General features: G+C 40.4%; 12 protein-coding genes. All 12 read left to right on the forward strand.

What is annotated here, in order from left to right; all coding sequences use genetic code 11:
* The first annotated feature begins 20 nt into the window (after positions 1-20).
* The 12 genes from LVD16_RS08950 to LVD16_RS09005 all read left to right on the forward strand — a co-directional run bounded on the left by LVD16_RS08950 (position 21) and on the right by LVD16_RS09005 (position 13179).
* Positions 21-1187: a 2-isopropylmalate synthase gene (locus LVD16_RS08950; protein WP_233773590.1), complete on the forward strand. Its 1167-nt coding sequence runs from the start codon at positions 21-23 to the stop codon at positions 1185-1187.
* 14 nt (positions 1188-1201) lie between these two features.
* Entirely contained in the window at positions 1202-2596 is a 1395-nt protein-coding gene (gene leuC, locus LVD16_RS08955) for a 3-isopropylmalate dehydratase large subunit (protein WP_233773591.1), read from the forward strand.
* A gap of 7 nt (positions 2597-2603) precedes the next feature.
* Complete coding sequence (leuD, locus tag LVD16_RS08960) at positions 2604-3197, forward strand: 3-isopropylmalate dehydratase small subunit (RefSeq protein ID WP_233773592.1); 594 nt, start codon at positions 2604-2606, stop codon at positions 3195-3197.
* An 84-nt stretch (positions 3198-3281) separates the two neighbouring features.
* Entirely contained in the window at positions 3282-4358 is a 1077-nt protein-coding gene (gene leuB / locus LVD16_RS08965; protein WP_233773593.1) for a 3-isopropylmalate dehydrogenase, read from the forward strand.
* A 239-nt stretch (positions 4359-4597) separates the two neighbouring features.
* Positions 4598-5488 (forward strand): branched-chain amino acid transaminase, encoded by an 891-nt coding sequence (locus LVD16_RS08970; RefSeq protein WP_233773594.1) that lies wholly within the window; start codon positions 4598-4600, stop codon positions 5486-5488.
* A gap of 8 nt (positions 5489-5496) precedes the next feature.
* A complete protein-coding gene (ilvD, locus tag LVD16_RS08975; RefSeq protein ID WP_233773595.1) occupies positions 5497-7176 on the forward strand; it encodes a dihydroxy-acid dehydratase in 1680 nt (559 codons plus the stop codon).
* Positions 7177-7178: 2 nt separating this feature from the next.
* Positions 7179-8909 carry a biosynthetic-type acetolactate synthase large subunit gene (gene ilvB / locus LVD16_RS08980; RefSeq protein WP_233773596.1) on the forward strand — a complete coding sequence of 577 codons (1731 nt, stop codon included), beginning with the start codon at positions 7179-7181 and terminating at the stop codon, positions 8907-8909.
* Positions 8910-8927: 18 nt separating this feature from the next.
* Positions 8928-9479, forward strand: a complete 552-nt coding sequence (ilvN, locus tag LVD16_RS08985; RefSeq protein ID WP_233773597.1) for an acetolactate synthase small subunit — start codon at positions 8928-8930, stop codon at positions 9477-9479.
* Between the two features lie 25 nt (positions 9480-9504).
* A complete protein-coding gene (gene ilvC / locus LVD16_RS08990; RefSeq protein ID WP_233773598.1) occupies positions 9505-10551 on the forward strand; it encodes a ketol-acid reductoisomerase in 1047 nt (348 codons plus the stop codon).
* Positions 10552-10617: 66 nt separating this feature from the next.
* Complete coding sequence (ilvA, locus tag LVD16_RS08995; protein ID WP_233773599.1) at positions 10618-11883, forward strand: threonine ammonia-lyase IlvA; 1266 nt, start codon at positions 10618-10620, stop codon at positions 11881-11883.
* Between the two features lie 218 nt (positions 11884-12101).
* Positions 12102-12308: a hypothetical protein gene (locus tag LVD16_RS09000; protein ID WP_233773600.1), complete on the forward strand. Its 207-nt coding sequence runs from the start codon at positions 12102-12104 to the stop codon at positions 12306-12308.
* A gap of 115 nt (positions 12309-12423) precedes the next feature.
* Entirely contained in the window at positions 12424-13179 is a 756-nt protein-coding gene (locus LVD16_RS09005; RefSeq protein WP_233773601.1) for a hypothetical protein, read from the forward strand.
* Positions 13180-13184: the final 5 nt, after the last annotated feature.

Raw genomic sequence — 13184 nt, forward strand, 5'->3', positions numbered from 1 at the left:
TGAAACGAGACCATTTTATTATGAATAACAGAATCCAAATTTTTGATACTACCTTGAGGGATGGCGAGCAGGTGCCAGGTTGTGGCTTATCTAAAAACGAAAAAATAACCATAGCAAGAGCACTCGAAGAACTGGGAGTAGATGTAATAGAAGCTGGATTTCCTATATCAAGCCCTGGAGATTTTCAATCTGTAGTGGCTGTTTCAAAAGAAATTAAAAACGCAACAGTTTGTGCTCTTTCAAGAGCCATAGAGAAAGATATAGATGCTGCCGCTGAGGCTGTAAAACATGCTGCAAGACCTAGAATACATACAGGTATTGGTACTTCAGATCAGCACGTTTTTACTAAAATCAGAACTACACGAGAGGATATTTTAGTGAGAGCCGAAAGATGCGTGAAATATGCAAAGAAATTTGTTGAAGATGTAGAATTCTATGCTGAAGATGCCGGAAGAACAGATAATGAGTTTTTAGCTCAGGTCATCCAAGTGGCAGTGAATGCCGGTGCAACTGTGGTAAATATTCCTGATACTACAGGATATTGCTTGCCAGAAGAATACGGTAAAAAAATCAAATTCCTTTGCGATAATGTAATTGGAATAGAGCATGTTACCATCTCAACTCATTGTCATAATGATCTTGGCTTGTCTACAGCAAACAGTATAGAGGCCATTAAAAATGGTGCTCGTCAGGTAGAGTGTACCATTAACGGTATCGGAGAGAGAGCCGGAAATACTTCTTTAGAGGAAGTGGTAATGATTCTTAAAAAGCATAACTGGTTAAACTATGACACTGGTATAGATTCTACTAAAATATACCCAATCAGCCAGTTAGTGTCTTCTACCATGAATATGCCTGTGCAGCCTAATAAGGCTATTGTAGGAAGCAATGCTTTCGCTCACTCGTCAGGTATTCACCAGGATGGTGTAATCAAAAACAGAGATAACTATGAGATCATTGCTCCTGAAGAAGTAGGGGTAGATGAGTCTTCAATTATATTAACAGCACGTAGCGGAAGAGCTGCATTGAACTTCAGAGTTGGGAAATTAGGAGTACAGTTGAGTAAAGATGAATTGGAAAATGTATACTCAAGATTCCTGGAAGTGGCAGATAGAGTAAGTGTGGTGAATGATGCAGAACTTAAAAATTTGGTGAGCCAGTATTTGATCACCAATACAAACTTTTAATTTTTAAAAATCAAATGAGTAAAACGCTTTTTGATAAGATTTGGGATAAGCATGTGGTTCAGGAAATAAAAGATGGACCACAAGTTTTATATATAGACCGTCATTTTATACATGAGGTAACTAGTCCGCAGGCTTTTGCGGGACTTAAAAATAGAGGCATTGGAGTTTTCAGACCAGACCAAACCGTGGCTACTGCTGATCATAACGTGCCTACCAAAGACCAGCATCTTCCTATAAAAGATCAGCTTTCAAGGCATCAGGTTGATACACTGGTTCAAAACTGTAAAGATTTTGGTGTTGAGCTATATGGCTTGGGCCATCCATTTCAGGGAATTGTGCACGTAATAGGGCCAGAGTTGGGTATTACTCAGCCGGGCATGACTATAGTTTGTGGTGATAGCCATACATCTACACACGGGGCCTTTGGAAATATCGCTTTCGGTATTGGCACCAGTGAGGTAGAGCAGGTGTTTGCTACTCAGTGTATCCTTCAGAAGAAACCTAAAACCATGAAGATTCAGGTGGATGGTCAGCTTAGAAAAGGAGTTACTTCAAAAGATATTGTTCTGTACATCATCTCTCAAATCACTACTGGAGGAGGAACAGGATATTTTATTGAGTTCTGTGGTACTGCCATTGAATCACTTTCTATGGAGGCTAGAATGACCATTTGCAATATGAGTATTGAGATGGGGGCCCGTGGTGGAATGATCGCTCCAGATGAAATCACTTTTTCATATCTGAAAGGCAAAAAGTTTGCTCCGGAAGGAGAAGAATGGGATAAGAAATTAGCCTATTGGAAGACCCTAAAGACTGATGCTGACGCCACATTTGATAAGGAGTATGTTTTTAAGGCTGAAGACATAGAACCGATGATCACTTATGGTACTAATCCTGGAATGGGCATTGGTATTACCCAGAGCATACCTGGAGGAAACGGGCAGATGGATGCCGGGTTGAAAAAATCACTTGAGTACATGGACCTAAAAGGAGGTTCTCAGCTTTTGGGTAAAAGGATCGATTATGTATTTATTGGAAGCTGTACTAACTCCAGAATCGAAGATTTGAGATTAGTTGCTAATCTGGTAAAAGGGAAAAGAAAAGCTGAACATGTAAATGCTATGATCATCCCTGGCTCTAAGCAGGTGGAGGATCAGGCTAAGGCAGAAGGTATAGATAAAATTTTGGCAGAGGCGGGCTTCGAGCTGCGTCAACCAGGATGCTCAGCATGTTTGGGTATGAATGAAGATAAGGTGCCAAGAGGAAAATATTGTGTTTCTACCTCTAACAGAAACTTTGAAGGCAGACAAGGACCGGGTGCCAGAACTATGTTGGCTAGTCCTTTAACAGCGGCAGCTGCGGCTTTGAATGGCTATATCACTGATGTTAGAGAAATGATAGAAGACTAAAATTGAGATGGATAAATTCGATACATTAATATCAACATGCGTTCCTGTTCCCTTTCAGGATATAGATACTGACCAGATTATTCCGGCCAGATTTTTAAAGGCTACCACCAGAGAAGGATTTGGAGATAATCTGTTCTGTGACTGGAGGTATGATGACCAGGGTAATCCTAATGCTGACTTTGTGTTAAACAAGGATACTTATACTGGAAAAATATTAGTAGGTGGTAGAAACTTTGGCTGTGGATCTAGTAGAGAGCATGCTGCCTGGGCCATCTATGATTATGGGTTTAAAGTGGTGATTAGCAGCTTCTTTGCTGACATATTTAAAAATAATGCGCTTAACAATGGTCTTTTGCCAGTGCAGGTGTCTGATAGCTTTTTAGAGAAGCTTTTTAGCGCCATAGAAGATGATCCTGAGGCGGAGGTGAAAGTAGACCTTGATGAGCAAACTGTGAGCCTTTTGGGCTCTAATCTAAGCGAGAAATTTGAGATCAATCCTTATAAGAAGCATTGTCTTAAAAACGGCTTTGATGACATAGATTTTCTGCTGAGCAGTCTTGATAAAGTGGAGGCTTACGAGGCGGAAAATACAATAAAGTAATGATGGGTGAAACATGCCCCTCGTAGAGATATGGTTTAGGTTGACCTTTCTACGGGGGCTGTTTCTATTATAGCAAATATAACAATGAAGAAAAATATCGCAATATTGCCTGGAGATGGTATAGGGCCGGAAGTAACAAAACAGGCTTTAAAAGCATTACAATCTATAGAAGAAAGTTTCGGACATGAGTTTACCTATAAAGAAGCTCTTGTAGGTGCGGCAGCCATAGATGCTACTGGCAACCCTTTTCCTGAAGAAACTGAAAATACATGCCGTGAGGCAGATGCTATCTTGTTTGGGGCTATCGGTGACCCTAAATATGATAATGACCCTAAAGCAAAAGTGAGACCTGAGCAAGGTCTGTTAGCCATGAGAAAGAAATTAAATCTCTTTGCTAACGTGAGGCCAGTGAAAAGTTATGATGCTTTGTTATCAAAATCACCATTAAAAGAGAGCATTATTCAGGGTACTGATTTTGTTGTATTCAGAGAGCTTACCGGAGGTATTTATTTCGGCCAGCCCAGAGGTAGATCGGAGGATGGAAGTAGCGCTTTTGATACCTGTAACTACAGCAAAGAAGAAATAACCCGAATAGCTAAGTTGGCTTTTGAGGCCGCTGGAAATAGGAGTAAGAGATTGACACTGGTAGACAAAGCCAATGTATTAGCCACTTCGCGCTTGTGGAGAGAAACCGTGCAGGAGATGGCTGCAGATTACCCTGACATAGAACTAGACTATATGTTTGTGGATAACGCAGCTATGAAGATTATTCAAAATCCAAAAGGATTTGATGTAGTACTAACTGAGAACATGTTTGGTGACATTATCACAGATGAGGCTTCGGTAATAGCTGGCTCATTAGGTATGTTGCCATCAGCTTCAATAGGAACAGAACAAAGTTTGTTCGAACCCATTCACGGATCGTTTCCTCAGGCTGCAGGAAAGAATTTGGCTAACCCTTTCGGCGCCATTCTTTCGGCAGCCATGCTGCTGGAGTATTCCTTTGGCCTGGTAGAGGAAAGTAAAGCAATACAAGAAGCTGTTTTAAAAGCTGTAGAAGAAGGATTTGTTACTGAAGATATTAACAGCGATAATCCTAAAACTACAGAAGAGGTAGGAGACAAGGTTGCTGCCTACATCAAGGAGGCATTAGCAGTTTAAGAATAGTTATTATGGAAAAAAACATGCCACAGCGTTGTTATTTCAAAAACTATTTGGTTAGCTTTAAATCAAAGAACAAGAATGAAAAGTCTAAGCATCAATATTATTTCCCTGATTATTATTAACGTCATCGTGGTGACTTCCACGAGGGATTGGTGATGCTTTGTATATAAAATAATACTAAGCGCCAATCCTCAGGGTTGGCGCTTTTTTTATGTCAAAAAATTAAATGTATAGCCATGTATTACAACAATGAGACCACTGTATTTCAAAATGGCAAATGGTTAAAGGCCAAAGATGCCAAAGCCAGCATGTACAATCAAACATTGCACTATGGTATTGGAGTGTTTGAAGGAATAAGATCGTATAAAAATGTGAATGGCTGCAATATATTCAGAGCCAAAGAACATTATGACAGGCTCCTGTATTCTGCAGAAAAAATGCATATAGAGGTGCCTTATACTGTAGAAGAATTAGTAGGTATTACTTATCAGCTGCTTGATAAGAATAACCTTAGTGACGCATATATCAGGCCATTGGTTTATCAGGGTATGAACATGGCGCTAACACCAGCTTCTGAAACAAATGTTTTCATAGGAGCCTGGGAATGGGCTAAATATCTGGGTAATGAACCTTTAAATGTAATGATTTCATCATACCAAAGGCCAAATCCTAAGTCTTGCGTGATGGAAGCGAAAGTAGTGGGTCATTATACTAACTCGGTATTGGCTACTACAGAGGCTAGAAAGCTGGGCTATGACGAGGCTCTTTTATTAGACATACATGGTTATGTAGCTCAGGGGCCAGGCGCTAATTTCTTCTATGAGAAAGATGGTGTTTTATATACTCCACCGGCAGGAAATATTCTTCCGGGAATTACCAGAGCAACCATCATGGAGTTGGCTAAAGAATTAGAAATCAGAGTGATAGAGAGTCATTTTACTGTAGATGAGGTATATGATGCAGACTATGCTTTCTTCGCCGGTACCGCCGTGGAAATAACCCCGATCGGTGCTATAAACGGCGAGAAATTTAAGGCCAATTGGGAGGAATCTGCTGGTCATAGCATATATCAGATGTATCGCACTAAAGTGCAACACAACGAATATCAAGGACTTACAATCGTATAAAATTTATAATGTCAGAAATACTTAACAAATATAGCCGTACCGTAACTCAAGACCCTACGCAGCCAGCTGCACAAGCCATGCTGCACGCCATAGGTTTAACTGATGATGATCTTAAAAAACCACAAATCGGAATAGTGAGTACAGGTTATGAGGGCAACCCTTGTAACATGCACCTTAACGATTTGGCTAAGGTGGTGAAAGAAAGCACTAACGAGCAGGATCTTGTAGGACTTATCTTCAACACTATTGGTGTAAGTGATGGTATCTCTATGGGGACTCCAGGAATGAGATATAGCTTACCTTCTCGTGATGTAATTGCTGATTCAGTAGAGGTAGTAGTAAATGCGCAGTCATACGATGGTGTAGTTACCGTGGTTGGTTGTGATAAGAATATGCCGGGAGCTATGATTGCCCTGGGTAGATTAAACAGGCCGGCTATTTTGGTATATGGAGGTACAATTGCTCCAGGATGCTATAAAGATAAAAAACTAGATGTAGTAAGTGCTTTTGAAGCTTTAGGTCAGAAAATAGCAGGTTCTATTTCTGAGGAAGACTTCAGTGGTGTAGTTCATAATGCTTGCCCAGGTGCTGGTGCTTGTGGAGGTATGTATACTGCGAATACCATTGCATCGGCCATTGAAGTTTTAGGCTTGAGCTTGCCTTATGGTTCTTCAAACCCTGCTGTGAGCGGTGAAAAAGGTGAAGAATGTAAGAGAGTAGGTGAGGCCATGAAGTTGCTTATTGAAAAAGACCTTAAGCCAAGAGATATTGTTACAAAAGCATCATTTGAAAATGCTGTGAAGCTGATCACCGTTCTTGGTGGTTCTACTAATGCAGTGCTTCATTTATTGGCAATGGCCAAAGCATTTGATATTGATTTTGATATCAACGACTTCCAAAGAATAGGTAATGAAACGCCATTCCTGGCAGACCTTAAGCCAAGCGGTAAATACCTAATGGAAGACCTGCACATCAACGGCGGTGTGCCTGCAGTAATGAAACTTATGCTGGATGAAGGCCTGCTAGATGGTAGCTGTATGACAGTGACTGGCAAAACAATAGCAGAAAACTTAGCTGATTTACCAGGATTAAAAGAAGGACAGGATATTATTCGTCCGGTATCAAACCCTATTAAATCATCAGGTCATATTAGAATCTTGAGGGGAAACTTAGCTCCTGATGGAGGTGTAGCTAAGATCACCGGAAAAGAGGGTGAAGTATTTGAAGGGCCAGCCCACATTTTTGATAGTGAGTATGACGCTAATGATGGTATCAGAAATGGCGAAGTGAAAGCTGGAGAAGTAGTAGTTATTCGCTATGAAGGACCAAAAGGTGGCCCAGGTATGCCTGAAATGCTTAAGCCTACCGCTGCCATTATGGGCGCAGGTTTAGGAAATTCAGTGGCCCTGATTACAGATGGTCGTTTTTCTGGAGGTACTCATGGTTTTGTGGTGGGGCATATTACTCCTGAAGCACAAGACGGCGGTGCCATCGCATTGATTGAGAATGGTGATATTATAAAAATAGATGCTACCAAAGACACTATTGAGGTGATGGTAGATGAGGCCGAAATGAAGGCCAGAAAAGATAAATGGGTTGCTCCACCATTGAAAAAAACATCAGGAGTACTGTATAAATATGCAAAAAGTGTTTCATCCGCATCCCAAGGGTGCATAACAGATCTTTAATTATGGATACATTGACCAAAACAGTTGGTGAAAAACAAATTGAAAAGCAAAGTATGGCCGGTTCTGAGGCGGTCATCAGATCGTTGCTAGCCGAGGGTGTCGAGACTGTCTTTGGTTACCCGGGCGGTGCTATAATGCCGGTCTATGATTCACTTTGGCATTTTCAGGAAGAGCTTAAGCACATCCTTACCAGACATGAGCAAGGGGCTATTCATGCCGCTCAGGGTATGGCTAGAGTTACCAACAAGCCTGGGGTAGTTTTCGCTACATCAGGTCCTGGAGCTACTAACCTGATCACTGGTTTGGCAGATGCTAAGATTGATAGTACGCCGTTGGTATGTATTACCGGTCAGGTAGCTTCACCATTATTGGGAACTGATGCTTTTCAGGAAACAGATATCATCAGTATATCTATGCCAGTAACCAAATGGAATACGCAAGTAACTAAGGCTGAGGATATTCCAAGTGCCATTGCCAAGGCGTTTTATATTGCTACTTCGGGTAGGCCAGGTCCTGTATTAATAGATATAACCAAAGATGCTCAATTTGCATCTCTTGATTTCTCTTATAAAAAATGTAACGGCTTCAGAAGCTACGTACCTAAGCCTGCCTTAGATCATGATGAGGTAGAAAAAGCGGCAAGACTGATTGATTCAGCTAAAAAGCCATTCATACTTTTCGGTCAGGGTATAATACTTTCAGAAGCGGAGAATGAGCTAAAGGCTTTCGTAGAAAAAACAGGTATACCTGCGGCATGGACTGTCTTAGGACTTTCAGCAATGCCTACTGACCATCCTTTAAATGTAGGAATGCTGGGTATGCATGGAAACTATGCTCCCAATAAACTTACCAATGAATGCGATGTGCTCATTGCTGTAGGTATGAGATTCGATGATCGTGTTACCGGCGATCTAAGTCGCTATGCTAAGCAAGCGAAAGTGGTTCATTTGGAAATAGATCCGGCCGAAATAGATAAAAATGTAAAGACAGATATAGCCATTCTGGGTGATGCTAAAGAATCATTGCAGTTGCTCACTTCGCTATGTAGTGAGAACAATCATGATGATTGGGTACAGAAATTTCATGATCTGAAAGCCATTGAATATGATCAGGTCATACAGAAAGAGCTAAATCCTGATAAGCCTGGCCTAACTATGGGCGAGGTAATAAGAAGAGTAAACGGGCTCACAGATAGCGAAGCTGTGGTAGTAACTGATGTAGGTCAGCACCAGATGGTGGCCTGTAGGTATGCTACCTTCAAACAAACTAAAAGCAACGTTACTTCTGGAGGTTTGGGAACTATGGGCTTCTGTTTGCCGGCAGCCTTGGGGGCTAAATTGGGAGCTCCTGAAAGAGCAGTAGTAGCGGTAATAGGAGATGGTGGTTTTCAGATGACCTTGCAGGAATTAGGCACTATATTCCAGACTAATGCGGCGGTGAAGATTATTATTCTAAACAATAACTTCCTGGGCATGGTGCGCCAATGGCAGCAGCTTTTCTTTGATAAGCGCTATTCATCTACAGAGCTGGTAAACCCTGATTTTGTGACTATCTCTAAAGGTTTTGGAATAGAGGCTAGCTCAGTAAGTGAAAGACAGTATTTGGATGCTGCATTAAAAACCATGATGGATCATGATGGTCCTTATCTACTAGAGGTAATGGTGGAAAAAGAGGATAACGTATTCCCAATGGTTCCTACCGGAGCTTCAGTAGAAGATGTAAGATTATCATAATCTAAAAAGAAGAAGATCATGAAAGAGACATTCACCATAGTAGTATTTACTGAGAACAAAATCGGTTTGCTAAACCGTATTTCGGCTCAGTTTACTCAGAGACATATAAATATAGAAAGCTTAACTGCTTCAGAATCAGAATACCCTGGTATTCATAGGTTTACAATTGTAATCAATGAAGATGAAGAGAAGACCAGAAAGGTAGTCAAACAAATAGAAAAGCAGGTGGAGGTATTAAAAGCTTATTGCTTTAAAGATTCTGAAACCGTGCATAGTGAAATTGCTTTGTACAAAATTAAAATGGATCCGAGCCTTGATAGGCCAAAATTGGATAATGTGCTCATTACCCACGGAGCTTTTGTGCAAGAGCAGGTTGGCAGCTTTATGATCATCGCTAAAACCGGCACCAAAGAAGAGACACATCAACTCTTTGAGGATTTGTATCCATTTGGTTTACAGGGTTTTGTGAGATCAGGAAGAGTCTCCCTTTCTAACACCATGAGTACATTTAAAACATATTTACAAGCTTTAGAAACACATTCTAAAGAAATAATAACAGACAACTTTTAAAAAGAATAACTAATTCAACAAAACAATGGCAAAAATTAACTTTGGCGGAGTAACAGAAGATGTAGTAACAAGAGAGGAATTTCCTCTAGATAAAGCTCAGGATACATTAAAAGACGAAACTATTGCTATTATCGGTTATGGTGTGCAGGGCCCAGGTCAGGCGTTAAACCTAAGAGATAATGGCTTCAATGTAATCATTGGGCAAAGAAAAGAATCTAAAACATGGGATAAAGCCGTTTCTGACGGATGGGTGCCTGGTGAAACTCTTTTCGAAATTGAGGAAGCTTGCCAAAAAGGAACTATCATTCAGTATCTGTTATCTGATGCCGGCCAGATTAGTTTGTGGCCTACTGTGAAAAAGAATTTAACTGCTGGTAAAGCACTTTATTTCTCTCATGGTTTTGGTATTACTTATAAAGAGAGAACAGGCATTGTTCCTCCATCAGATGTAGATGTAATTTTAGTAGCGCCTAAAGGATCAGGTACTTCACTAAGAAGAATGTTCCTTGAGGGTAGAGGTTTGAACTCTAGCTACGCTATTTTCCAGGATGCTACCGGAAAAGCTAAAGACAGAGTAGTGGCTTTAGGTATTGGTGTAGGATCAGGATATCTTTTCGAAACTGACTTCAAAAAAGAGGTTTACAGTGACCTTACTGGTGAGCGTGGTACACTTATGGGTGCTATCCAGGGTATCTTTGCTGCTCAGTATGAAGTGCTTAGAGCTAATGGACACTCTCCATCTGAGGCTTTCAACGAAACAGTGGAAGAGTTAACTCAATCACTTATGCCGCTGGTAGCTGAAAACGGAATGGACTGGATGTATGCTAACTGTTCTACTACAGCTCAGAGAGGTGCATTAGACTGGTGGAAAAAATTCCGTGATGCTTCTAAGCCTGTATTTGAAGAGCTTTACAGCGAAGTGGCTGCAGGAAATGAGGCACAGCGCTCAATAGATAGTAACAGTAAGTCTGACTACCGTGAGAAACTCGAAGTAGAGCTGAAAGAGCTTAGAGAGTCTGAAATGTGGCAGGCAGGAAAAGAAGTAAGAAAGCTAAGACCTGAAAACGGTTAATTAATTACAATAATTTATCAGGCAGTCAAATTTTGGCTGCCTGTTTTTATCTGATAAAAGGAGATTATGAAGTCTGAAGTGAACAAAGCAAAAATATCGATAGATAACATATTAGCAGCTGCCGAGAACCTTAAAGGTGTAGCTATTCGCACCCCATTAATGCCAAATCCAATTCTTTCTGAAAGATTTGGAGCTAATATTTTGCTTAAAAGAGAAGACCTTCAGGTAGTAAGATCTTATAAAATTCGTGGAGCTTATAACAAGATTCAAAGTCTTGCTCCAGAACAGCTAACTAACGGAGTAGCCTGCGCAAGTGCAGGAAATCATGCTCAGGGAGTAGCTTTTGCATGTGCTAAAAAACAGATTCAGGGCACCATATTTATGCCTGCACCTACACCTAGTCAAAAGGTGAATCAGGTGAAAATGTTCGGTAAAGAATTTGTAAAAGTGGTGCTCACCGGAGATACCTATGATGATGCTTTTCATGAAGCCACTAAATTCTGTGAAGAGAATGAAGTGATGTTTATACCTCCTTTTGATGACCCCAAAATCATAGAAGGACAGGCAACCGTAGGTAAAGAAATTATAGAAGATAGCTCAGATCCCATTGATTATCTGATACTTCCTATTGGTGGAGGAGGCCTAGCTGCAGGCTTAAGTAGCTATTTTAAAACCCTTTCGCCCTCTACCAAAATAATAGGAGTAGAGCCAGAAGGAGCACCAGCTATGAAGGCTTCTCTCGAAAAAGGAGAGGTAGTGGTTCTCAGTAAAATAGATAAGTTCGTAGATGGAGCAGCGGTGAAAAAAGTAGGTGATCTTACTTTTGAAATCTGTCAGGAGCTGCTCGATGATGTAATTACCGTGCCTGAAGGTTTGGTTTGCGGTGAGATATTAAGACTTTACAACGAACAGGCCATTGTTGTGGAGCCTGCGGGAGCATTGGCCATCACTGCTCTTGAAAAACTAAAGGACCAGATTAAAGGCAAAAATGTAGTGTGTATTGTCAGTGGCAGTAACAATGACATCACCAGAACCATGGAGATAAAAGAAAGATCCATGCTTTATGAAGGACTTAAGCATTATTTCATAGTCAACTTCCCTCAAAGAGCCGGAGCTTTAAGAGAATTCCTTATTGATGTATTAGGCCCAGATGATGATATCTCCCACTTTGAATATTCCAAAAAGAACGCCCGCGACAGAGGCCCGGCACTAATCGGCATAGAACTTAAACGCCGAGACGATCTGGAGCCTTTAATGGAGCGCATGCAGCGTAAGAAATTTAAATTCGAATACGTGAACGATCAGCCGCATCTGTTTCATTTTTTGATTTAGCTATTGTGCCGTTAAAGAATGTTTTCATAATGTTATTAATTGGCTTTGTTCTCGAAGCCTGTAACTTGAAAAATAGTGAGAAAATTACTAGTATAACATCTTCTTCCAAATGGCTCAGAGAAAATCAGAACTGTATTGATTCTCTAATCTTCAGGGATGACATGGGATTCTTATTTGATTGCTACAATCAACATTATTTATTATTCACAACTCAAAAAATGGATTCGGATTCAATTATGCTTGAGGTTTCAACCGTTACTTCAATGCATCCTGATCACGACTCTGTTTTTATAGCAGGGCCATCAATTTCATTAAAGTATAAACTGATAGGCGATAATGATAGTATAAGGTTGATTGGTATTCAAAATAGTAATGGCTCGGTCGGGCCATTATCGGAGGAGGAACTTGTGTTCAGACGATTGTGAATTTAGCTTATTTTTTATGAGCTTTCAACCTGTAGTTTTAATTGCCTTAATATACTCCTTGTCGTAATTATATGGTAAATGGGAGGCTATAATTCTCTCTTCTCTGCACGTGTCTATGCCTATTAAAATACTTCCGCTCTTCCTTCTATTACAATTTTACTCCCACATCATCAGAGCACAAGACCCTTTTGAAGTTTATCCAGCTATTAATTATACAACCTTTGGTGACTGGATTACCTATGATAGATCGGAAGAACAGAATAAAATTCATTATACGAATACAGTTCCCGATTTCTTTGCTAATGGTGATTCCCTAACCATTCAGCTGACCACTTTTGTTGGCCAATGGGACAGCTCCTTCGTTCGAATTTATAGAAACCACGAGTTCTTGGCAAGGTATGAGGAGCCAATGGGGATAGCGCATGTAGGCGATCATATGCCTTTGATAATTATGGATGTGAATGGCGATTCCTTGAAGGATATAAAAATAGTTATTCCCTATTATGGAAATGGAATAGCTGCGCTCAATGTTCGGGTAATTTATTTCCTCAGTCAGCCTGATGGAAGCTTTGTGAAGGTTTCATACGATGATAAATTGAGTGAAAATAGGGTTGAGAGAGATTTTAATGGAGATGGAAGTTATGAGATAATAACTATGACCTTGCAGGGTTATGAAGGACATAATTATTGGCTTTATAATCTTTTTAATTTGGGTGAGGACGGCCTGGTCACGGTGAATGAACTGTATGATTATCCAATTATGATACAATTACTATTTAGGGAGAATCACCAGATAACAAAAAATTTAACAAGGGGAGAAATGAAGCAATTTGCTCATGAAAAGCCAAAGGGTTATTCTATAAGTCATTAATTGCC

The sequence above is a fragment of the Fulvivirga ligni genome, assembly GCF_021389935.1.
Lineage (GTDB): Bacteria > Bacteroidota > Bacteroidia > Cytophagales > Cyclobacteriaceae > Fulvivirga > Fulvivirga ligni.